At 58.9% G+C, this 20,920-nt stretch carries 20 protein-coding genes; 7 read left to right on the top strand and 13 right to left on the bottom strand.

Translation table 11 applies throughout. From position 1 onward, the window contains the following. The first annotated feature begins 290 nt into the window (after nucleotides 1-290). On the top strand, nucleotides 291-698 hold the full coding sequence (locus MUN84_RS11720) for a hypothetical protein (protein WP_244694272.1): 408 nt from the start codon (nucleotides 291-293) through the stop codon (nucleotides 696-698). A 4-nt stretch (nucleotides 699-702) separates the two neighbouring features. Here the strand turns inward: MUN84_RS11720 and MUN84_RS11715 are convergent, their stop codons facing one another. From MUN84_RS11715 to MUN84_RS11690, 8 genes are all read right to left on the bottom strand, one after another. Then, on the bottom strand, nucleotides 703-1,800 hold the full coding sequence (locus MUN84_RS11715) for a glycosyltransferase (RefSeq protein WP_244694271.1): 1,098 nt from the start codon (nucleotides 1,798-1,800) through the stop codon (nucleotides 703-705). Between the two features lie 236 nt (nucleotides 1,801-2,036). Continuing rightward, on the bottom strand, nucleotides 2,037-2,882 hold the full coding sequence (locus MUN84_RS23795) for an MFS transporter (RefSeq protein ID WP_317238912.1): 846 nt from the start codon (nucleotides 2,880-2,882) through the stop codon (nucleotides 2,037-2,039). Beyond that, nucleotides 2,879-3,451: an MFS transporter gene (locus MUN84_RS23790; RefSeq protein WP_317238911.1), complete on the bottom strand. Its 573-nt coding sequence runs from the start codon at nucleotides 3,449-3,451 to the stop codon at nucleotides 2,879-2,881. The genes MUN84_RS23795 and MUN84_RS23790 overlap by 4 nt, the downstream gene beginning before the upstream one ends. Before the next feature lie 100 nt (nucleotides 3,452-3,551). Further along, a complete protein-coding gene (locus tag MUN84_RS11705) occupies nucleotides 3,552-5,096 on the bottom strand; it encodes an alpha-amylase family glycosyl hydrolase (RefSeq protein ID WP_410780044.1) in 1,545 nt (514 codons plus the stop codon). Then, nucleotides 5,060-5,398 (bottom strand): hypothetical protein, encoded by a 339-nt coding sequence (locus tag MUN84_RS24560; protein ID WP_410780043.1) that lies wholly within the window; start codon nucleotides 5,396-5,398, stop codon nucleotides 5,060-5,062. Before MUN84_RS24560 ends, MUN84_RS11705 begins: the two co-directional genes overlap by 37 nt. Before the next feature lie 119 nt (nucleotides 5,399-5,517). Then, nucleotides 5,518-6,237 carry an SDR family oxidoreductase gene (locus tag MUN84_RS11700; protein WP_244694270.1) on the bottom strand — a complete coding sequence of 240 codons (720 nt, stop codon included), beginning with the start codon at nucleotides 6,235-6,237 and terminating at the stop codon, nucleotides 5,518-5,520. 79 nt (nucleotides 6,238-6,316) lie between these two features. Then, nucleotides 6,317-8,221, bottom strand: coding sequence for a glycoside hydrolase family 13 protein (locus tag MUN84_RS11695; protein WP_244694269.1), 1,905 nt, complete (start codon nucleotides 8,219-8,221; stop codon nucleotides 6,317-6,319). A gap of 275 nt (nucleotides 8,222-8,496) precedes the next feature. Beyond that, a complete protein-coding gene (locus MUN84_RS11690) occupies nucleotides 8,497-9,942 on the bottom strand; it encodes a hydrolase (RefSeq protein ID WP_244694268.1) in 1,446 nt (481 codons plus the stop codon). A 378-nt stretch (nucleotides 9,943-10,320) separates the two neighbouring features. On the opposite strand from MUN84_RS11690, the gene MUN84_RS11685 reads away from it, so the two are divergent. Both MUN84_RS11685 and glgP read left to right on the top strand, forming a co-directional pair. Continuing rightward, the gene (locus MUN84_RS11685) at nucleotides 10,321-10,698 is read left to right on the top strand and encodes a hypothetical protein (protein ID WP_244694267.1); all 378 of its coding nucleotides are present in this window, start codon (nucleotides 10,321-10,323) and stop codon (nucleotides 10,696-10,698) included. Next, nucleotides 10,686-11,972, top strand: coding sequence for an alpha-glucan family phosphorylase (gene glgP / locus MUN84_RS11680; protein WP_244694266.1), 1,287 nt, complete (start codon nucleotides 10,686-10,688; stop codon nucleotides 11,970-11,972). Before MUN84_RS11685 ends, glgP begins: the two co-directional genes overlap by 13 nt. Nucleotides 11,973-12,207: 235 nt before the next feature. Here glgP and MUN84_RS11675 read toward each other — a convergent pair whose 3' ends face one another. After that, nucleotides 12,208-12,795 (bottom strand): arylesterase, encoded by a 588-nt coding sequence (locus MUN84_RS11675; RefSeq protein ID WP_244694265.1) that lies wholly within the window; start codon nucleotides 12,793-12,795, stop codon nucleotides 12,208-12,210. A 431-nt stretch (nucleotides 12,796-13,226) separates the two neighbouring features. Between MUN84_RS11675 and MUN84_RS11670 the strand changes: the two genes are divergently transcribed. Then, entirely contained in the window at nucleotides 13,227-13,544 is a 318-nt protein-coding gene (locus tag MUN84_RS11670) for a thioredoxin family protein (RefSeq protein ID WP_244694264.1), read from the top strand. Between the two features lie 12 nt (nucleotides 13,545-13,556). Continuing rightward, nucleotides 13,557-13,799 (top strand): DUF6952 family protein, encoded by a 243-nt coding sequence (locus tag MUN84_RS11665; protein ID WP_244694263.1) that lies wholly within the window; start codon nucleotides 13,557-13,559, stop codon nucleotides 13,797-13,799. Nucleotides 13,800-14,060: 261 nt separating this feature from the next. Here the strand turns inward: MUN84_RS11665 and MUN84_RS11660 are convergent, their stop codons facing one another. The 4 genes from MUN84_RS11660 to MUN84_RS11650 all read right to left on the bottom strand — a co-directional run bounded on the left by MUN84_RS11660 (nucleotide 14,061) and on the right by MUN84_RS11650 (nucleotide 17,040). Next, nucleotides 14,061-14,693, bottom strand: coding sequence for a TetR/AcrR family transcriptional regulator (locus MUN84_RS11660; RefSeq protein WP_244694262.1), 633 nt, complete (start codon nucleotides 14,691-14,693; stop codon nucleotides 14,061-14,063). 69 nt (nucleotides 14,694-14,762) lie between these two features. Further along, nucleotides 14,763-15,446 carry a carotenoid biosynthesis protein gene (locus tag MUN84_RS11655; protein WP_244694261.1) on the bottom strand — a complete coding sequence of 228 codons (684 nt, stop codon included), beginning with the start codon at nucleotides 15,444-15,446 and terminating at the stop codon, nucleotides 14,763-14,765. A gap of 101 nt (nucleotides 15,447-15,547) precedes the next feature. Continuing rightward, on the bottom strand, nucleotides 15,548-15,898 hold the full coding sequence (locus MUN84_RS23785; protein WP_317238910.1) for a hypothetical protein: 351 nt from the start codon (nucleotides 15,896-15,898) through the stop codon (nucleotides 15,548-15,550). Beyond that, entirely contained in the window at nucleotides 15,895-17,040 is a 1,146-nt protein-coding gene (locus tag MUN84_RS11650) for a phytoene desaturase family protein (protein ID WP_317238909.1), read from the bottom strand. The genes MUN84_RS23785 and MUN84_RS11650 overlap by 4 nt, the downstream gene beginning before the upstream one ends. A gap of 1,018 nt (nucleotides 17,041-18,058) precedes the next feature. Here MUN84_RS11650 and MUN84_RS11645 point away from each other — a divergent pair. Then, nucleotides 18,059-19,942, top strand: a complete 1,884-nt coding sequence (locus tag MUN84_RS11645) for a cellulase family glycosylhydrolase (protein WP_244694260.1) — start codon at nucleotides 18,059-18,061, stop codon at nucleotides 19,940-19,942. A 35-nt stretch (nucleotides 19,943-19,977) separates the two neighbouring features. Then, nucleotides 19,978-20,895 (top strand): 7TM-DISM domain-containing protein, encoded by a 918-nt coding sequence (locus MUN84_RS11640; RefSeq protein ID WP_244694259.1) that lies wholly within the window; start codon nucleotides 19,978-19,980, stop codon nucleotides 20,893-20,895. Nucleotides 20,896-20,920: the final 25 nt, after the last annotated feature.

Genomic DNA, 20,920 nt, shown 5'->3' with positions numbered 1-20,920 from the left:
CAGTGACTGCGCCAAGGCCCGTTGCAGCTCTAGCGCCACATCGTTCTTGCATCCAACACGGCGGGTATATAAGAACTCCTATCGGGTGGGCACTTCCACATCAGTACTAGTAAAGCTACCCAGAACCAACCCGCGAAACCAGTGGAGCCGGCAAGCCCAGTGAGGCCGCTAGCCGCCGGTGTAGGCGGACTGGCGGACCTGCCGCATGGGCAAACAGAAGCCCACAAAGTTGGTTAGGTAAAGTGCCGGTTTGCCCTGGCGGCAGTACCTTCGTTTCTCTTCCCCTCTGTATGCTGCTCACTGAAACCGACTACCTCCGCCTGTCCTACCGCTCGGACTTGCGCCTGCTGATTATGCGCTGGACGCGGGCCGCTACCTCCGCCGAGCACCGGGCCGGGTACCAGGCGGCGCTGGGGCTGGCGCGGCAGCACCAGGCTGCGCACTGGCTGATTGATTTGCGGAGCCGGGGGTTGGCAGAGCCGGCAGATTTACAATGGGTGCTGGAAGATTTTCGGGCGCAAATGCGCAGTGCCCTGCCCGGTGTCACGCGGCGGCTGGCTTACCTGACTACCCCCTTCCACGCCGACATCCTGCGGCCACGCCTGATTGAGTTTGCCCAGACAGGCCAAGACGATGCGCAGGTAGAGGTATTCACCGAGGAAATGCCCGCCCAACAGTGGCTGCAGTCCGGTCAGTAAGCCCCTACCCTTCAGCCCAGCGGTAACGCCGCTCCTTCCACTGAATAGCCGATGGCCACCAGGTGTACACCAGCACCGCCAGCGACATAAACAGCAGATACACGTCGTAGAGCACCAGCACGGCCAAGTTCTCGCGGTGCCCGGCTTGGCGCAACGTAATGGCCAGGTAAAGCGTCTGGCACGCCACTTTCGCCGCGTACAACGCCCCCACCGTACCCAGGGGCAGCAGGCCCGGCCACCCCAGTACCGTATAAAACAGGCTGTAGGAGCTGAACAGCAACGTGAGCTGCCAGGGTAGGCGCACGGCTCCCTTCATCCAGCGCTTGCGCTGGTGCAGCAGGCAATGCAAGGTGGGTTGGGCCACCGAAATACCCAAGGCGCTGGGAGCAATGATGTTGCGGTAGCCCCACCCCTGCGCCACTACCTTCTCAAACAGCTGCAAATCTTCGGTGATGCTGAAGGCTAGTGCCTCGTACCCACCAATAGACTCATAAGCGGCCCTGGTCACGAGCATGTTGTTACCTACGGCCGTGATGGGTAGCCCCATATCCGTCAGCACCCGAATCAAGCTCAGGCCAAACAGCCAGTCCAGACCCTGCAGGCGCCCGAAAAGGTTGCCCTCGGCGGTGGTGATGCCCGTTACAATACCTACGCCCGCGGGCGCGGCGGCCAGCATGGTTTGGACCCAATCGGGGTGCAGAGCCATGTCGGCGTCGGTGAACAGGAGGTAGTCGGCGGTGGCAGCGCGGCAGAGGTGGGCCAGGGCGTTGCTCTTGCCCCGGGCCATGCCCAAGCGGTGCCGAACAGAAAGGAGCCGAAACTGGGGCTTGTCGGCAATGAATTGCTCGATGATGGCTGCCGTGTTGTCCGTCGAAGCGTCGTCGCCGATAAGAATTTCGAGCTGCTCGGCCGGGTAGTTCAGCTTGGTTAGGGCCGTAAGGCAGCGAATGATGGTAGCTTCTTCGTTGCGGGCGGCAATCAGGATGCTCACGCGCGGACGGTCAGCGGGCGGTACCAGCCGGCGGCGCGGCCACACCAGCAGCACTAGTATAAAGGCGTATATCCCGAAAAACAGGCCGAAGAAGATTACAGGAAACACCATACGCAGCGAGAAGGTCAGGGCAAGCCACGGGGTTGGGAAAGGAAATGCAAAGACGTGGCGCGACTAAGGAATACGACAAGAGGCTGGGTAGCCGTTGCCGGTTAAATGCGGATTTTTGCGTGCGGCCAGTTGCGTACTAATACGGAGACCCTGGCAGCCGAATCAGCAGCCCCTAAAAGGCAGCAGCCCCCGCCGGTAAGGGCGAAGGCTGCTGGTAAGAAACGAGCCAGGTGGGGTTACACCCGCGGGTCGGTTTCTAGGGGCGCATCGTAGGCAGGCGAAGGAGCCCGTAAGTCAGCGGCGTCAGCGGGCAGGCGTACCTCGTCGGAGTCGTGCACAATTAGCGTCAGCACCCCGGCAATAATCATCGAAACGCCCCCTACGATAAGCGTGTACACGGATTCGCCGCCAAAAATGTTCTTGGTGAAGAAGCCTAAAATAAGCCCCGCCACTACCTGTGGAATAACGATGAAGAAGTTGAACACGCCCATATAGTAGCCCATTTTGTTGGCGGGCAGGGCCCCGGCCAGCATAGCGTATGGCACGCTCAGAATGGAAGCCCAGGCAAACCCCACGCCTACCATAGACAGCAGCAGCAGCTTGGGGTCCTGAATAAAGTAGATGGAAATCAGGCCCAAACCGCCCGCCACGAGGCACAGCAAGTGAGTAACCCGGCGGCTGGTAGCGCGGGCAATAACCGGCAGCAACAAGGCCGCCACTGCCGATATGCCGTTGTACACTGCAAAGCAAACGCCTACCCAGTCGGCGCCTTCATTATAAACCTTCGAGGTAGCATCCGTGGTGTGGTAGATGTGGCTAGTAACGGCCGGCGTGGTGTAAATCCACATCGAGAACAGCGCCAGCCAGGAAAAGAACTGTACAATAGCCAGTTGGGCCATTGTTTTGGGCATGTGGAAGATGCCGGCAAACGACTCCCGGAATCCGTTGGCAATGCCGGCCGTGCGGCGCTTCTCCGCCTCAAACTCGGCTAGGTCAGCCGGGGGATACTCTTTAGTGGTAAGCACCGTCCAGAGCACCGCCGAGAAAAAAGCTACTCCCCCAATGTAAAAGGAGTATTTCACGGAAGGCGGAATTTGGCCGGCGGGGCCGTATTAGCAATGCCAAACCAGTTGGTAAACATCCAGGGCAGCGACGACGCTACCACGGCTCCTACCCCAATAAAAAACGTTTGCGCTGCAAAGCCCGTCGTGCGCTGGTCGCCGGGCAGCAAGTCGCCTACCAAGGCCCGGAAGGGCTCCATGCTGATGTTGATGCTGGAATCCATGATCCAAAGCATGCCTACTGCCATCCACAACGCCGACACATTGGGCATCACAAACAGGGCCAGGGAAGCCAGAATAGCCCCGATCAGAAAGAACGGCCGCCGCCGGCCCCAGCGCGGGCTCCAGGTGCGGTCCGACATGTAGCCGATAATGGGCTGAACCAGCATACCCGTTAGGGGGGCGGCCAGCCAATACAAGGCTATTTCGGTGCCGCCCAGCGTTTCAAAAATGCGGCTGACGTTAGCGTTCTGGAGAGCAAAGCCAAACTGAATGCCCAGGAAGCCGAAGCTCATATTCCAGATTTGCCAGAAGCTCAGGCGGGGTTTTTCGTGGGTGCCGGTGGGAGCGGCCGCTACGCTGGTAGCCATACGGTGGGAGGTTAGAATAGGTAGTAAAGACTTAGAAATCAGAACTTAATGCTTAGAATGTTAGAAATATTTCTAAGCTCTACAAGCTACGTTCTGAGTTCTACTTTTTCGGCTTGATTTCGAAGATGTAGGCGCTCTGCGGGGCCAGGGTCAGGTTGAGCGTTTCCACGGGTGGGGCCTGGTTGAGTAGCTCAGTGTAGGTGTAGAACTGCGAGGCCTCAAGGCCCATCAGCTGCAGAGCTTCCTTGGGCAGGCGCAGGGTAGGCCGGTAGGTTTTGTCGGGGCTGAAGTTGGCCACGATGAGCAGGCGCTGCTTGTCGGTGAAGCGCAGGTAGGTGTAGAGCTGGCGCTGGTTGTACTGGGCATCGAGGTTGTTGGCGTCCTGTAGCTCATAGAAACGGCCCCGGCGGATGGCCTCGCTCTGGCTGCTGAGGGTAAGCAAGCGCACGTAAAAATCCTGCAGCTGCTTCTGCTCGGTGCTGAGCTTGCCCCCGTCGAACTTGCCGCCGTTCATCCATTTCTGGTGCTCCGGTACGCCCCAGTAGTCGAAGATGGTCGTGCGGCCGTCCTCGCCCGAGAAGCCTTCCGAGCCGTGGGCCGGCTCGCCCACATCCTGCCCGAAGTACAGCATTACCGGGCCCGTAGCCAGGGTAGCCGACACCGTCATGGCCGGAATGGCAGCCCGGGGGTTGCCGGCAAAGTCTTTGGAGGCAATGCGCTGCTCGTCGTGGTTTTCCAGGAAGCGCAGCATGTGGCCCGAGAAGCCGCGGCTTTCCTCCTTCCAAACCTTGGTGATATCGTCGGTGGTGCCCTCGCCACGCATGAGGCGGCGCAGGCCGTCGTAAAGGCCTACTTTATCATACAGGTAGTCGAAGTGGCCCTGCTCGATGTACATCCGGTAGGTTTTGGCGTCGTAGGCTTCTCCGATAAAAATCAGGTTGGGGTTTACCTTCTTCAGCTCCGGAATCACCCAGGCCCAGAACTCTACGGGCACCATTTCGGCCATGTCGCAGCGGAAGCCGTCCACGTTCTTCTTGGTCCAGAAGACAAGGATGTCGCGCATTTTCAGCCAGGTATCCGGGGTAGGCGTGAAGTGTTTGGCGCGGCCGTTCTGGTAGTCGACGCCGTAGTTGAGCTTGATGGTTTCAAACCAGTCGTCCACCTTGGGCGCCTCCGAAAACACGTCGTTGCCGGTAGCTTTGGCGGGCACTTCCTGAAACTTCTTGTCTTCGCGCGGGCCGGTTAGCGGGCCCAGCGGATTGTAGCCGGCCGGCACCACAAACGACTTGCCGGGCAGGTAGTAGAAGTTGTTATTGGGTAGGAAGGCCTTGGTCTTATCGTCCTTCTCCCCCAAATCAACCACGCCCTTGGGCCGCGCATCCGACTTGTAAGTACGGGCTACGTGGTTGGGAATGAAGTCGATAATGACTTTGAGGTTGTTGTCGTGGGTGCGCTTGACCAGGGCCTCGAACTCCTGCATGCGGTTCTTGACGTTCACGGCCAGGTCGGGGTCCACGTCGTAGTAGTCCTTGATGGCGTAGGGCGAACCGGCTCGGCCTTTCACCACGTCGGCGTCGTCGAGGGCAATGCCGTGCTTGGTGTAATCGGTCATGGTGGCGTGCTCCAGCACGCCGGTAAACCACACGTGCGAGGCCCCATCTTCCGGATGGCCTGCAGGGCCGTGTTGTTGATGTCGTTGAACTTGCCCACGCCGTTCTCCTGGAGCGTGCCGTAAGGCTTGTTCACGGCCGTTTTGTTGCCGAACAGGCGCGTCATCAACTGGTAAATCACCAGCTTATGATCCTGAGGTTGTTCGTCAGTGGTGTTGGGGTCCGAAGGAGGAAGAAGGTCAGCCACGGGCACAGGGGTAGGCGCAGTCGAAAGAGAAGGCGAAAGAAAAGCCAGCCCCGCGGAAAGGGCCGCCACGGGAAGTAGCAGTAGTTTCATACAAGAGCAAGGTAGGAAATGGTGAAATAGTGAGCTGGTGGACTAGTGAGTTTAATGTTCTATCGGTGCACCAACGCGCCAGCCGAACATTAAACTCACCCGTTCACCAGCTCACTATTTCACCACTCCTGAGTTATGGGGTGTAGCATCAGCTCGTCAACCACCACGTGGGCCGGAGCTTCCAGCACGTAGCGCACGGCTTGGGCCACGTCGGAGGGCTTGAGGTGGGTTTTCTCCGCTTCCACGCCGCCGGGCTTCGACTCGTTGAAATAAGTATCAACCAGGCCGGGGTAGATGGTGCTGACTTTCACGCCGTGGGGCCGCACTTCCTTGCGCAAGGAGCCCAGCAGCGCATCTTGGGCCGATTTGCTGGCCCCGTATACGGTGCCGTGCTCAAAGGTGCGGCGGGCTACATCAGAGGCAATGGCTACCACGTGGCCGTGGCCCTGGGCCTTGAAGTGGGGCACCACGGCCTTGCACATCAGGAAGGTGCCCTTCACGTTCACATCAAATATCCGGTCCCACTCCGCCGACTCCATGTTTTCCAGCAGGTTAAACGAGCCTACACCGGCATTGCACACCAGAATGTCGAGGCGGCCGAAGCGGCTCAGCGTTTCCGCCACCACGTGGTCGGCGTCGGCCTCATCGGCCACGTCGGCCGGAATGGCCAGGCCCTGGGTTTTGGTGTTAAGCTCTTCCAGTTCCTCGGCGCTGCGGGCCACGGCCACCACTTTGGCACCCTGCAGGGCCAGCAGCAGGGCCGTAGCGCGGCCGATGCCGCGGCTGGCACCCGTAACAATGGCTACTTGATCGGTCAGGTCGGTCATGATATCAGTCAAGTTTAAGCTGAAAATAGTACCAGGTAGTACTGCATAAGTAGCGAGGGGCACCGGTGGTTCCCGGTGCCCCTCCCAAAGCTTACTTTTTCAGCTCCACCACCCACGCCGTGCGGGCCGGAATCTTGAAGCTGCTGAGGCTACCCAGGGTGGCGCCGGTAGTAATTTCGGTGCCGGAGCTGAAGCCGTTGGTGCGCTCGGCAAACCGGGCGCCATCCACGGTTTTCTCGTCCTTGCTGCCGTTAAGCATCACCATCACGGCCTGGCCCTGGTCGTTGTAGCGGAAGTAGGTGTACACGCCGTCCTGTGGGATGAACTGCATGAGCTTGCCGGTAGCTACTACCGGGTGCGTTTTGCGGTAGTTGGCCAGGGTGCTCAGGTAGGTAAAGGCCTCGCCGGCTTGGCCCGTGCGGCCGGCCGCCGTGAAGTAGTTCTTCTGGTCGCCGGCAAAGCCGCCGGGGAAGTCCTCGCGCACCAGCCCGTCGGGGTTCGAGAAGTTCTTCATCAATACCTCCGTGCCGTAGTAGAGCTGGGGAATACCGCGGGTAGTTAGCAGCCAGGCCACGCCCATTTTGTACTTGGCGAAGTCCTCCCCTATCACGGAGTAGAAGCGGCTCATGTCGTGGTTGTCGAGGAAGGTCACGTTGCGGCTCGCGTCCTCGTACATCCAGTCGCCCTGCAGGGCTTCGTACAGGCGGTTCATGTTGCCATTGTCGCCCCGTAGCGCGTCGTGAATAGCCCCCTGCGACTGAAAGTCAAATACCGATTCCAGGTTGGACTTGAACCCATCTACGGGCTGGAAGATGTTGCGGGCGAAGAAGGCCTGCTGGGCCGTGCTACCCACCCAGGCCTCCCCAAACTTGAACAGGTTGGGAAACTCCTCGTTCAGGGCCTGGCCCCAATGCATCAGGAACTTGGGGTCGGAATACGGGTAGGTGTCGATGCGGTAGGCGTCGAGGCCAGTGTACTCCACCCACCACAGGAAGTTCTGAATCAGGTAGGTAGCTACCAGCGGGTTGCTCTGGTTCACATCGGGCATGGTGGTGTCGAACCAGCCGCGGTTGTAAAGGCTGCGGTCCAGCTCCGAGCCGTAGGGGTCGTTGAGGGCCGAGGAGTTGTAGTTGCTGCGCGTAAACTTGGGCCACTGGTTAAACCAATCCTTGGCGGGCTGGTCCAGGAACAGGTAGTTTTTGCTACCCATGTGGTTGAGCACCACGTCGTGCACCACTTTCAGCCCGTTCTGGTGGGCCCGGTCCACGAACTGCTTGTACTCCTGCAGGGTGCCGTAACGGCGGTCCGTGTTGTAGTAGTCGGTGAGGGCGTAGCCGTGGTAGCTGGCCTTGGGCATGTCGTTTTCCGTCACCGGCGTCATCCAGATGGCCGTGGCGCCCAAGCTCTTAAGGTAGTCGAAGTGGTTTTCGATGCCTTTCAGGTCGCCGCCGTGGCGGGCGTACATGGAGTCGCGGGCCACTTTGGGGGCGCGCATGTCCTTGAAGTAGTCGTTCTTCGGGTCGCCGTTCGAGAAGCGGTCCGGCATCAGGAAGTAGATGAAATCCTGCTGGGTCAGGCCCTGCACTTTGGATTTGTCGCCGGGGGTAGTGCGCTGGCGCAGCTCGTAGCTGTAGGTCTGCTTTTTGTCGCCCTTGAACTCCAGCTGCAGCTTACCGGGCTTGGCCGCGGGACTGATGGTAAGGTTCAGGAGCAGGTAGTTGGGGCTTTCCAGCTTCTGCACCCCGTCCAGGGTTACGCCCTCATAGGCCTTGAGGGTAGCAGTGCTGCTGGCAATGCCGGGGCCGTGCACCAACAGTTGCAGCTTAGGGTTTTTCATACCCACCCACCAAAAGGTCGGGTCAATGCGCTGAATGCCGGCGGCCTTAGCGGCCGGGGTGGCGGTAGCAATGGGGGCGGCGGGCGCGCTGGCCAAGGCCGGGGCAGTGGTGGCTAGCAGAGTGCCAGCCAGCAGGGGCAGGAATCGGGCAGAAATCATACGCGAGTGGGAACAAGAAACGGAACAGCCAAGGTACGCACCCCCGCGCCCGTACGCTACTGCTGAACCTGCCCGAAATGATGATGTATTGACCGGTTTTCGGTGTGGTATTGATGGGTTTTGCTACTCGCCAAGTTTTAGGGTAGCAATGGGGTTGTACAGGCCCTGTTGAAGTGAAAGTAGAAAGCAGCAAAAAGCCCCACCGTCGGCACGTGCCGGCAGCGGGGCTTTTCGAGGAATGAGTGCTCAGCAACAAGCAAGCAACCGCAGTCAGTTTACTGCAGCTTCGCCAGCCACAGCGAGGCGTTCAGGTGCAGGCGGGCATGGCTGACGTTCTCATTCCAGCCGTCGTACACGGTGTTACCGGGCGAGCCAGTACCGTCGTCGGCCGGGGAGGAGTCACCCACAATCACCACGCGGCCCGTGCCGAAGGTGCTGCTGGCGGCCATGGTCAGGCTGTTGCCCTGGGTAGCCGAGGTGCGCCACACCAGGCCCTGCACCGTGCTGTTGGCCGTGGGCGAGAGGGTCATGGTAGCGCCATTGTGAAAGGACAGCTGCGACACCCGGCCCTGGGAGCCGTTCATGATGGGGTTAGTGGTAGAAGCCAGCGCGTTGGTGCTGTTTTCCACGATGTTGTCCAGGTTCACGCTGAAGCCGAAAGGGTTGGCCTTCACCGAGTTGTTCTTCATCAGGTCGTTCCAGATATCCGGCGAATCCCAGCCGTCGTTGTTGCGGTCCGAAATGTCGTGGTCGGAAATCATGAACAGCCCGCCCCCATTCTGCACAAACTGCAGAATGGCCGTTTTCTCGGCCGCCGTAAATACAATGTTCGGCTCATCCACCACGAACACGCTGTAGTTGCTCAGGTCCTGGGGGTTGCTGGCGTTGCCGTAGCTGATGGCCGTGCCCGTGGGCAGTTGCTCCACGCTGTGGCCCAGCTTCACCAGGGCCACGCCCCAGGCCGAAACGGCACCCGTCCAGTAGGTTTCCGGAGTGGTGCTGGTAATGCCGCTTTGGGCCGGCGAGGGGTAGCGCGGCGTCAGGCCACCATCCACGTCCAGTACCCAGTCGGCGTTGCCGGCCAGCTCCCCGTGGGAAGCATCGAACAAGAACTTCTTGCCCTCGGTGGTGGGCGGCGGGGTAGTCGTGCCGGAGCCGTACTGCTCCATCGTCACGTTATCAATGTTGATGCGGTTGGTGCCGCCGGAAATCTTGCGGATCTGCAGGCGGATGGTGCCACTCAGGTTTACCGTGAACGAGGCGGTGCTCAGGGTGGCGCTGCTGCTGGTAATGGTGCTGCCCACTTTGGTGTAGGAGGAGCCGCTGTTCTGGCTGACCCACAGCTCCCACTGCGAGCTGGCATCGGTGCCGTACACGGCGTGCTGCACGGTTACTACCCCGGCGCCGGTGGTGGCATTGAAGTTCATCGTGAGCGAGCCCACGTTGCGGATGCGGGCTGATTGAGCGCCCGTTTTGGGGTCGGCGGTGGTGTTGCCTAGCAGGGCATCGTTCAGAGTCCAGGAGCCGGAACCCAGGGCCACGGAGCCGGTGGTGTAAGCAGTTTTGGTGCCGGTGTCAAAGCCTTCAGGGAAGCCAGCGCTGCTTACATCGGCCGCGGTTACTGCTGTTAAGGTGGGAGCAGGAAGGTTTTCCTGCTTAGCGCAGGACAGGACGGAGAGGCTTAGCAGGGAGGCCGCCAGCCAGCGCAGGGGGTAGCGCATAGAAAGGTGTTGGTTGTGAAAGGTGGAAAAGAACTGACTTTCGAGCCGCAAAGCTACCGCGGGGCTACTCCACAACTCGGCTGCTTAATATTATGTAATTGTTACAAAAGCGTCAGAAACAGAAAGGCTTACGCCAAAATTGTATTCAGCTTGCCGAGCAGGAGCCGCTGGGTTTATTTCAGCATAAGCACCTTCTGGTGGCAACGGGCTAATGATGCTTTTTTGCTTATTACTAATGGCTGATTTGCATTTTGGCCTTGTCGGCCCCGTCCGGCCCGCAGAGTCCACACTTTTCCGCTTTTTTTGGGTGCGAATTCGTACGCTTACTCGCCCGGGCGGACCTACCGCTCGTTCTCTCATTCAGCCCCCTCTTGCTTTATGGCATTTGACTTTCAGATGTACACCCCGGCCCCCGAGTTTAGCACGCCGGCCGCGTATTTTTCCATGGAATTTGCGCTCGACCAAGCGCTGAAAACCTACTCCGGTGGCCTGGGCTTTCTGGCCGGCTCCCACATGCGCTCCGTGTATGAGCTCAGGCAGAACCTGGTGGGTATCAGCATCCTGTGGTCGTTTGGCTACTACGACCAGGGCCGCAACGAAGACCAGAGCATGCGCGCCGATTTCCGCCTCAAGCACTACAGCTTCCTGCAGGATACCGGCCTGACGTTCCCCATCGAGATTCACAACGCGCAGGTGCTGGTAAAAGCCCTGTACCTGGCCCCGACACGTTCGGGACGGCCCCCATGTTCTTCCTGACCACTGACATTCCGGAGAACGACTACCTCTCGCGCACCATCTCCCACCACCTCTACGACGCCGACACGGCCGCCCGCGTGGCCCAGAGCATTCTGCTGGGCGTGGGCGGCGGCAAGCTGCTCGACCTGCTAGGCCGCCAGACGGAGGTGTACCACCTCAACGAAGGCCACGGCCTGCCCCTAGCCTTTTACCTCTACGACAAGCACGGCCGCAACCAGGACGAAGTACGCAAGCGCCTGGTTTTCACCACGCACACCCCCGAGCTGGCCGGCAACGAGGAGCACCCCGTGAAGCTGCTGCACAAAATGTCGTTCTTCGGCAACGTGCCCCTGGAGGAAGTACACCGCCTTGGACTGGTGGAAAATGAGCAGCTGAACTACACGCTCACGGCTCTGCGTTTCGCGCGCATCAGCAACGGCGTTTCCAAGGTGCACGGCGAGGTAGCCAACGACATGTGGGGAAGCTATCAGGGCATCAGTCCCATCATTGCCATTACCAACTCCCAGAACGGCACCTACTGGCGCGACAAGGCCCTGCACGCCGCCCTAGAAGCCAATGACGATGCAGCCTTGAAGGCCCGGAAGCGGGAGCTGAAAAAGCAGCTGTTCGACATCGTGGCCGACCAGACCGGTACCCTCCTCGACCCGGAAGTGCTGACCGTGGTGTGGGCCCGCCGCTTTGCCGGCTACAAGCGCGCCGACCTGATTCTGCGCCACTTCGAGCGGTTCCTGAGCATTGTAAATAACCAGGATCGGCCGGTGCAGGTGATTTGGGCAGGCAAGCCTTATCCCAAGGATTTCGGTGCTATTGGCTTGTTCAACGACATCATCAGCAAAACCAAGAACCTGAAAACCTGCGCCGTGCTCACGGGCTACGAGCTAGGACTGTCGGCGGCCCTGAAAAAGGGCTCCGACATCTGGCTGAACACCCCGCGCTACCCCCGCGAAGCCTCCGGCACGAGCGGTATGACGGCTGCCATGAACGCCTCGGCCTCCCTGAGCATTGCCGACGGCTGGATTCCGGAGTTTGTGCGCCACGGCGAAAACGGCTTCATCATTGAGCACACCGACATCAACCAGCCCGACCACGTGAAGGACGACATTGAGGCCACCAACGTGCTGGACGTACTGGAAAACGAAATTATCCCGTTGTACTACGCCCAGCCAGAGAAATTCCTGGAAGTAGTAAAAACCGGCATGCGCGAGGTAGAGCCCGAGTTCGAGTCGCACCGCATGGCCACCGAGTACTACGAGCGTATGTACAAAGTGAAATAGGGATTGAGTAGATGAGTGAAGTGTAGTCATGGCGAGGAGGTACGACGACGCCATCCTTCCTGACCAACGTGCTACCCCCTAATAATGTGACAAGCCCTTGACATCCGCGCTGGCGTCAAGGGCTTGTCACATTATTAGGCTTATTACAAAGGGAGGAAGGATGGCATCGTCGTACCTCCTCGCCATGACTACACTTCACTAACTCACCGAATCATTACTTCACTCAATCACCATTTCACTGAATCACTTTTTCCAGCACTGCCCATACGTTGTTGGCCAGAATCTTCTGGCCTTCGGCGTTGGGATGCACGCCGTCGGGGAGGTTGAGGTGGCGCTGGCCGATGACGCCGTGAAGCAAGAAGGGCACAAAATCGACCTCATTTTTTTCGGCTAGCTGGCGGAATAGCGCCTTGAATTCCAGGGCGTAATGACCCATGCGGCCGCCCCCCAAGGTAGCCAGCGGCCCCAAGTCGAAGGGAAATTCCAGGCCTACCAGCACCACGCGGGCTTCGGGATGGGCGCGGCGCACTTCATCCAGGATGTACTGTAAATTCTGGGTGGTTTCGCGGACGGGAATGCCCCGTAGGCCGTCGTTAGCACCTAACTCTAGCACGAACACGTCAATCTTCTCGAAGCGGCTCAACACAGAGCTAATGCGCTGGCGGCCCCCGGCAGTGGTTTCGCCGCTGACGCCGTAGTTGTAAGCTTTATAAGGCAAGTGCAGGGCGTCAATTTTTTCCTGAATGCGGGAAGGAAACGACTCGCTGGCGCGGAGTTGGTAACCGGCCGTGAGCGAGTCGCCGAAGAAGAGAATGGACTGCATGCGGAAGCGGAAAAGAACACGTAAGGGGTAGATTCCTAACGAAGTTGCTGGGCCTTGGTTCCCGGTAGCCTAGCACCAGAATGCTAGCCTGCTGAGTTGCGGCAGCCTCAAGTGTTTGGCCACTAGACAACTAAACGAATGGCGTCTCTGCATGACGGTCTTATACAGGGTAGCAGAAGCGCTGACTGTTCACGCAACCTAGTAACCGGTTGCCGCCTGGGTTATCAATCAGTTCACCGGCTCTTGCCGGCTTTGTGTAGTGGCTGATGAGCCGGGGCTTCGCAGCCGCGTTCGGCGGGAGTAGATGCAACCGCGTCCGGCGGGAGGTAGTAGATCCTAAACTTTTTTATCGAATTCGGGCTTTACCTTTGCCAGCAGATAAGAACCATTCTTATCTGCTGATTCCGTTTTGTCAACCAATATTTCAGATAATGCCCGTAACGAAAGCCACCGACGCTGATCTCCAACAACTACTGCAGGATAACGAGAAAGTAGTGGTGAAATACTACGCCGACTGGTGCGGTAACTGCCGCCTGTTTTCGCCCAAGTTCAAGCGCCTCTCGGAGGCTGAGCAAAACCAGGACATTGCTTTCCTGGACGTAAACGCCGAAACCAGCCCTGAAGCCCGCAAGCTGGCCAGCGTCACCAACCTGCCCTTCTTTGCCGTGTTCCGCAATGGAGAGCTGCTGGAAACCGTAGCCGCCAGCAAGGAAGAGGCCGTAGCCAGCCTGATTTCCCGCCTCAACTAGGTCCGCTGCGTCATGAAAATGCCCATAATCAAGCGCCTGGTGGAAACTCAGACGCTGCAAAGCCTAGTTGCCGCAGAGCAAGCCCTGCTGGAAGAGCAAACCCCCGCTTTTGAGGTAGAAGGGGAAGATGAAGGCGAGCAGCTTACCCACGTGTTTGCCGCCATCTTCATCCTCAACCACATGCAAGACCACGGCACCGAATTCAAAACCGCCCTGCGCGAATACACCGCCAAAGTGCGCGTGTCCATTAGCTAAATGGATACAGTGAGATGGTAAGTGAGTGACTAGGTGAAGTAGTGCCGTCCTGGCGAAGGCACCGACCCCATTCCTCTCATTTGCCTTAAAACCTAGAAACGTGACAAGCCCTTGGCGCTATCATACGTCAAGGGCTTGTTACATTCTGAAGGGTAGCAAATTGGTCAGGAAGGATGGCATCGCGCTGCTTGCCATGTCATGCTTCAGGATGAGGAATATTAGTGTCGCTCAGCCTCCGCGCCCTAGCACTGCCTCACTTAGTCACTCATTCCCTATCTCACCGCTATACTCGGGCGAACTGGTGGCGGACCAGGCGGGCGCCGGCATCGGTGCAGAGGCCGCGCACGTAGGGAAAGAACAGGTTGCGGTACACCTCAGCAAGGTTGGTGTAGTCGGGGGGAAGAACTGCTCATTTACCAGCAGATTGAACTGGGCCAGCAGCAGGTGAGTGATGAGGCGGGCATTCAACTCCGCCCGGAACTGTCCTTCCTGAATGCCGGCCTGCAACAGCTGCACCAGCAGCGGCGCGACGTACTCCGTCAAGTAGCTCTGCATTAGGGTCCATGCTTCCGGATACTCCTCGCGCAGCACATGATAGTCGTAGTGCGGGGAGCGGCGCATTTCCTGGAGGCTATGATGCAATAAGGCCAGCAAACGCTCCACGGGAGTAGCCAGGTTGGCTAATAGCTGCTCGTGCTCTGCCCGCTGCCGGGCAAAGTTGTGCTGAATGGCTTGGCATACGAGTCCGGCTTTGGAGCCAAACAGTTCCCGGAATGTAGCGGGGCTAACATCGAGGGCAGCAGCCAGCTGCTCCTCGTGCAAAATACCTACCCCTACTTCGTGGAGCAGCGCCAGAGCGCGGTCGAGAAGTTTAGAGAGTACAATTTCCTCCATCTGAAGGGCAAGAAAATAAGGGATGAATTCTATCCGCACTGCCCAGCGGCCCTCCAACGCGGTAGGCGCCTAAAATAGCATGCCCAAGCCGAAAAAAAATAGCAGCTGAAGCAGATACACGAAAGGAACCAGCGGATTACGCTTGACAAAATCGACCCGGTTAAAGTATACCTGCAAAATCAGGCTGACGGCAAACCAACCCTTGAAGTTGAGCAGCGGAATAACGTCGTACTGCCAGCGCCAGAAGTCGTACCGCACGGCTACTGGCTCCAGGCACACATCCAGGCCTACTAGTAGCAGGGCCGCCACCACCGCCCGCAGAAAATCGGGAATGGGCAGGTAGCGGGCCAAAATACCGGCCGAATACGTGAGCATCAGCCAGTTAACGCCAATCATCAGCGGCACGTTTAGCCACTTCACCCCCAGAGTAGCACCATAGGTGTACTGCCCGAATAGCAGGCCCGTACGCACGCCTACTACCTCTACAAAGAAGCCTACTAGCATGGTTACCACGCAGAAGCTCCAGAAAGCCGGCGTGCGGCGGGGCTGAAAGGCCAGCAGCAGGCCCACAGTCAGCAGCAGGTTCAGGGGAACAAATTGCAGGTAGAAGCTGGGGTCTTGGGAAAACGCCAACCCAATGAATCCGGTGACGTGGAAGAGCAGCAACACGCCCTGGGCCCAGCGCAGGCGCCGCCGGTGCGCATCGGCAGTGACCAGGGTTGCGGCGGGAAGTTGTTGCGTGGGGTCAGTCATGAGGGGAAGGAATTAAAAACTGGGATATAGAAGGTCAGGGCTCTGAACTGCGCTTTCAGCTGTAGGATACGGGCCGCATATCACTTCTTACCTCGCCATTTTTAATTGTTAATTAAGTCAGAGACAATACGGGCCGAGAGTAAACACAGCGGGATGCCGCCGCCCGGATGCACCGAGCCGCCGCAAAAGTACAGGCCTTCCAGTTGCCCCGAAAAGTTCGGGTGCCGCAGAAACGCCGCCAGGGTGTTGTTGCTAGAGCTACCATACAAGGCCCCACCAAAGGAAGAAGTTCGGGCGGCAATGCCCGGCGGGTCCCACACGTGTTCCGCCTGTATCAGGGGGCCTACCTCGGTACCCAGGGCCCGGCTGACCCGGCGGAGCACGGCTTGGCGGGTGCGCTGCACCAGCGCGGCCCAGTCCTGGCCTTGGTCATGAGGGACGTTTACCATCACAAACCAGTTTTCGTGGCCGGGGGGGCATCGGTGGGAGTGTGGCCAGAGGTGATATTGACGTAAACCGTGGGGTCGTCGGCAATGGTTTTCTCCTGGAAGATGGCCTCAAACTCGCGCTTATAGTCCTCGGAGAAAAAGATGTTATGAACACCGAGCTCCGGAAAGCGCCGCGCAATGCCCCAGTAGAAAATCAGGGCCGAAGAGGACCGGGGCTGGCGAAGGGTGCGCTCCGGAGCGGGCTGCCGGGGTAGCAGGTGGCGGTAGGTGGGCACCACATCCATGTTGCTGACTACCAGTCCGAAGTCGTACACGTCCTGGGCCGTGCGTACTCCGGTTACCCGGCCCGCCGCCGTCAGGATTTCCAGCACCGGCTCCTGGTAGCGGAACCGCACGCCCAGCTCCTCAGCCAGCCGCACTAGGCTTTGGGCAATGGCATAAATGCCGCCCTCGGGGTAGTAAGCGCCCAGCCCGTGCTCCAGGTGCGGAATCAGACTGAGGGTAGCGGGGGCCTGGTAGGGGTCGGAGCCGTTATAGGTAGCAAACCGGTCGAAGAGCTGCACCAGACGCGGATCCGAGAAGGCAGCCGCGTGGCGCTGGTGCATGGTGCTGGTTAGGCCCAGCTGGGGAAGAGAAGTAAGAGCCTTGAGCACCTCAGGGCTAAGGTAGGTAGCCGCTTTGTGCAGGGACTTTTGCAGGAAAGTACCGGCTGTGGCTTCGTACGCCTGCCCACTGCGGCGCAGGAACCGCAGAACCTCAGTGGCTGGCACGCCTAGCTTCTCCTCTACTTCCTGAGCAAACCGGCCTTCGTCGGCCCAGGCCGTGAGGCGGATGCCATCGGCAAAGAAATACTGCGTAATGGGGTCGAGACGCTGGTAGCGAAAGTAGTCCTGGGGGTTGCGGCCTACCAGCTGAAACAGCTCATCAACTAAGTGCGGGAGCGTAAACAAGGATGGGCCCCCATCAAAGCGGTAGCCCCCAGGCAGTTCCAGCTGGTGCATCTTCCCCCCAAACGATTCCTGGGCTTCGAACACTGTTACGCGGTGCCCATGAGCAGCCAGGCGCACGGCCGTAGCAATGCCGCCAATGCCCGCCCCAATAATGGCAGTAGCTTGTTTGGGAGCGGCAGTTTTGGAAAGCGGCACAGGCAAAAGGTAAAAGAAGGCGCACAGCACCCAAAGCAGAAGAGACGAGCTACCCCGCCGAGGAAGTAAGAACAGGCAGGCCAGCGTGTCAACACAAGGTACGGCGGAGAAATGTTTCGGTCGAAAGCTCTCCAACGCTGGTTGCTGGGGAAATGGGAAAATATTTCGCTGAAACAGGTGCTTTTTTCATTGTTGCGTAGCCGTGCCAGCACTTAAACAGGCGGCATCACATAAGGGCAGCGGTTGCTTTTTTGCGTGTGCAGTAAGCGTATAGGCCCACGTGTGTACTACGGGTAAAGCCGCTTTTTCGGATTGTGAGCAGGGTTTTAACGCTTGGTATTCTAAAATGGATGCTGATATATTTGGTTATAGCCTCGGCGCACTCTGGTTGGCCCAGCAGCATGCCGGGCCCGAAAGCGGCTTCCATCCCGGTACCACGCTGTACCCTTCTGCCCGCCGCTTCTGCCCAGGAAACGGCTGCCTGCTGCCCCTCCCTACCCCAAACCCCACCCAACTCATGCAAACACGCTACGCTTTGCCGGGCCGATAACTCGGGTAGTTCGCACGCAGAACCCATCTGGGGCTATACGCGCAATGCTCTGGCCTCCTCACCGCTTGGTCGGTTGCAAGGGGCCGCTGCGGTGCCAGCGGCACTAACGGCACCTTGCCTGCATTCTACTCGTCATTAGGCGAAAGGTCCTGTCGTAGTTAGGCAATCCAAATACCCCCGCTTTTCCGAGGTCATGTACTAGATACCTGCTCATGGGTAGTACCGGGCAGCATACCTAGGCGAGCCTAGCAGCGCCATGATGACGTGCCAGTAGATAGCCATACGCAACGGGCTGATAGTGTGAATGGTAAGGTGTGATACTGACTGCATTTTCGCTCTGTTTCGGCGGCTTATGAAGAACAAACAAGACATGTGAGTGAGAAAAATCGGAAACGGGGCGGGGAATCTCCGCCCTGTTTTTTTCTCTGCTATTCTGTCGAAAATTCTTTTCTACCTCTCTTTATGCACATGAACTGCCTATTTATGCTGCCGGACCCCTGGCGCAGAGGCTGTAGGGGCCTTGGTTTTCGCCTGGGGCTGCTGCTCATGCTGCTGGGCTGCTCAGTTGGCTCCAGCACAGGCCAAAACCTAACGATGCTACGGGCCGCCGGGCCAAAAACGGTGGACGCTCAGGGCCGCGAAGTGGTGCTGCGCGGCTACAACGTGGGGGGCTGGCTCCTCCAAGAAAGCTACATTCTGCAAACTGATACGCTCAACAGCCAATGGCGCATCAAGCAGGGGCTGCTCCGTAGTATGTCGGAGGCCCAGATGGAAGAATTTTACCGCCAGTACCGCCAGAACTTCATTACTAAGGCCGACATTGATTTTCTGGCCAAGCAAGGCTTTAACGCCGTGCGCCTCCCCTTTCACTACGACTTGTTTCTGACGCCGGCGCAGCGCCACGCCCGCACCGAGGTAATCCGCGACCCGAAAAATCCGCAGAAACTCACGGCCTATGTGGAGCAGCTCAGCCGCTGGTACGACGAGAATCAGCTCTTCGCCGAGCCTAAAAAGCTGGAGGGCATCCGCTTTATTGATGAGGTAGCGCGCTGGTGCGCGGCCAACAACATGTACGTTATTCTGGACCTGCACGCGGCCCCCGGCGGCCAGGGCACCGACCGGAACATCAACGACAACTTCCAGCCCTTGGACCTGTGGAAGCGCCGGGACGCCAAGGGACGCCTGATTTATCAGGATATGACGGTGCGCCTGTGGGAAAAGCTGGCGACCCGCTACCGCCAGGATGCCCGTATTGCCATGTACGACCTCATCAATGAGCCCCACAACCTGAACGCCGCCAATGGGTTGTCGGCTGATAATCAGGAACTCAGTGCCTTCTACGCCCGCCTGATAAATGCCGTACGAGCCCAAAACGACCAGCACCTACTTCTGCTGGAAGGCAATGGCTACGGCAACGAGTACACCAACCTTACCCCCGACAAGCTGGCTATTCAAGACAAAGGAAACCTGGTATATAATGCCCACCGCTACTGGTGCCCTAACACGCCAGACGCATCTGACCCCAACCCTAATCAAATCAATCTGTTCCGTAACCTAGCCGCTTTCCGCGACCGGTGGCAGGTGCCGGTGTGGGTAGGCGAAACGGGCGAAAACTCCAATGAGTGGTTTGCTGCTGCCGTGCAGGGCCTCAACGCTCAGAACATTGGGTGGTGCCACTGGAATATTAAGCGCGTAGATTCCGGCGCCGGCCTGTTGCGGGTGCAGCCCTACGGCAGCATTCTGACGGCGCAGGGCCGCGCGGCCCTGCTGCGTAATGTGCAGTTTGCCAACTGCCAAGTAAACCGCGACGTAGCCACGGCCCTGACCAAACCCAGTGACTTCCGGGCTCCTTTCGCGGCCCTCACCATTCCCGGCACCATTGCCGCTGCCGATTACGACCTGGGCCGCGACGGAGTGACTTACCACGACGACTTCTCGGCCCGCACCGACTACCGTGACCTGACGCCCACCAACCACGGCGGTGCCTACCGCAACGACGGCGTGGACATCAGCGCAAGTAAAGACGTAAATAATGGGTTTGTGGTGAGTAAGTTAGCTGCCGGCGAATGGCTCACTTACACCGTAACCGTGGCTTCGCCTGGGTCCTATACGGCTGAGTTGCGCCTGCAACCCGGCACCGCGCCCGGCCGCCTCACCCTGCACCTCGGCAACCAGCCCTTGGGCACTGCTACCGTGGCGCCCGGGCAGCAGTGGGCCACGGTGGTCCTTACCACCCCTACCCTGCCGGCCGGACAGCACATTCTCCGCCTTGTTGTTGAAGAACCCGTAGGGCAGCTGGGCTGGCTACGCTTTGCTCCGGCAAAAGCCGCTAGCAGTGCCAGTGGCCAGTAGGCAAAGCCCCGAGGGTTTCGTACCTTGAAGCCACCATGAAGCTCGTGAATTCCCACTTCCCACCGCGTCGGGCTATCTGGTTTTCTTTCCTGACGCTGAGCATCCCCCTGCTCCTGTGCCTTTCCTTGGTCAGCTCCCCGGCCAGCGCGCGCCCCACCGATACTCTCCGGGTGCGCGCCGGTCTGGAGGAGCTGTTTGTTGACCCTTCCCTGTATAGCGTGCTGGAAGACCCTTCCGGTAAGCTAACCCTGACGGATGTGCAGCAACCCACCTGGGCCAGCCAGTTCCGGCCCGGCAACACCATTCCCACCACCATGGACCACCCCGGCTCGGCCTATTGGCTGCGCCTGGTAGTGCAGGCCCGCGGTCCACTCAGCCAGCATTGGTACCTGGAACTATTTGATTCTCACCTAAATGGAGTGCAGTTTTTTCCGGCTGATGGCAGCGCCCCCACCCGCACCGGTTCCGATTATCCGCTAGCAACCCGCAAGTTTCCTTATAAAAACTTCCTGTTCCGCCTACCCCTGCAGCCCGACCAGGCCCAGACCTACTACCTGCGGCTGACATCCAACTCCAAGACTACCTTCCTTAGCCGCCTGCGTACCGAGCAGCCTCTGGCGGTGCACTTCCAGACCGAGTATGGACTGCTAGGTGCCTTTTATGGGGTGCTGCTGATTATGGTAGTTTATAACCTCTGCCTTTACCTGTTTATTGGGGAGCAAACGTACCTGCGCTACGTGCTGTACGTGCTTAGCTGTAGCCTGGTATTTCTTTCGGAAGACGGGCTGGGGTTTCAATACATTTGGCCTAGTTATCCGGCTCTAAATGAGCTGATTATTGCGGGTTCCCCGATTCTGCTGCTGCTCACGTTCAGCTATTATGCCCGCCAGTTCCTCGACACCCCCAGCGCCTGCCTACCTATGACCCCTGGGTTAGGGCCATTGTGCTGCTAAGTGTGCTAGGGCTGCTGATTGACGC

It is taken from the genome of Hymenobacter sp. 5516J-16, from assembly GCF_022919335.1.
In the GTDB taxonomy this organism is placed as follows: Bacteria; Bacteroidota; Bacteroidia; order Cytophagales; family Hymenobacteraceae; genus Hymenobacter; species Hymenobacter sublimis.
The sequence above is the reverse complement of the archived record's forward strand: the minus strand, read 5'-3'. Positions and strand labels throughout refer to the sequence as shown.

What these genes read in the sequence shown, in the direction of transcription:
- MUN84_RS11695 (WP_244694269.1), bottom strand. Translation starts at nt 8,221, where the DNA reads ATGATTTCTGCCCGATTCCTGCCCCTGCTGGCTGGCACTCTGCTAGCC.
- MUN84_RS11690 (WP_244694268.1), bottom strand. Translation starts at nt 9,942, where the DNA reads ATGCGCTACCCCCTGCGCTGGCTGGCGGCCTCCCTGCTAAGCCTCTCC.
- MUN84_RS11640 (WP_244694259.1), top strand. Translation starts at nt 19,978, where the DNA reads ATGAAGCTCGTGAATTCCCACTTCCCACCGCGTCGGGCTATCTGGTTT.
- MUN84_RS11675 (WP_244694265.1), bottom strand. Translation starts at nt 12,795, where the DNA reads ATGCAGTCCATTCTCTTCTTCGGCGACTCGCTCACGGCCGGTTACCAA.
- MUN84_RS24560 (WP_410780043.1), bottom strand. Translation starts at nt 5,398, where the DNA reads ATGAAACTACTGCTACTTCCCGTGGCGGCCCTTTCCGCGGGGCTGGCT.
- glgP (WP_244694266.1), top strand. Translation starts at nt 10,686, where the DNA reads ATGTTCTTCCTGACCACTGACATTCCGGAGAACGACTACCTCTCGCGC.
- MUN84_RS11660 (WP_244694262.1), bottom strand. Translation starts at nt 14,693, where the DNA reads ATGGAGGAAATTGTACTCTCTAAACTTCTCGACCGCGCTCTGGCGCTG.
- MUN84_RS11655 (WP_244694261.1), bottom strand. Translation starts at nt 15,446, where the DNA reads ATGACTGACCCCACGCAACAACTTCCCGCCGCAACCCTGGTCACTGCC.
- MUN84_RS11645 (WP_244694260.1), top strand. Translation starts at nt 18,059, where the DNA reads ATGAACTGCCTATTTATGCTGCCGGACCCCTGGCGCAGAGGCTGTAGG.
- MUN84_RS11670 (WP_244694264.1), top strand. Translation starts at nt 13,227, where the DNA reads ATGCCCGTAACGAAAGCCACCGACGCTGATCTCCAACAACTACTGCAG.
- MUN84_RS11665 (WP_244694263.1), top strand. Translation starts at nt 13,557, where the DNA reads ATGAAAATGCCCATAATCAAGCGCCTGGTGGAAACTCAGACGCTGCAA.
- MUN84_RS11685 (WP_244694267.1), top strand. Translation starts at nt 10,321, where the DNA reads ATGGCATTTGACTTTCAGATGTACACCCCGGCCCCCGAGTTTAGCACG.
- MUN84_RS23790 (WP_317238911.1), bottom strand. Translation starts at nt 3,451, where the DNA reads ATGGCTACCAGCGTAGCGGCCGCTCCCACCGGCACCCACGAAAAACCC.
- MUN84_RS11720 (WP_244694272.1), top strand. Translation starts at nt 291, where the DNA reads ATGCTGCTCACTGAAACCGACTACCTCCGCCTGTCCTACCGCTCGGAC.
- MUN84_RS11715 (WP_244694271.1), bottom strand. Translation starts at nt 1,800, where the DNA reads ATGGTGTTTCCTGTAATCTTCTTCGGCCTGTTTTTCGGGATATACGCC.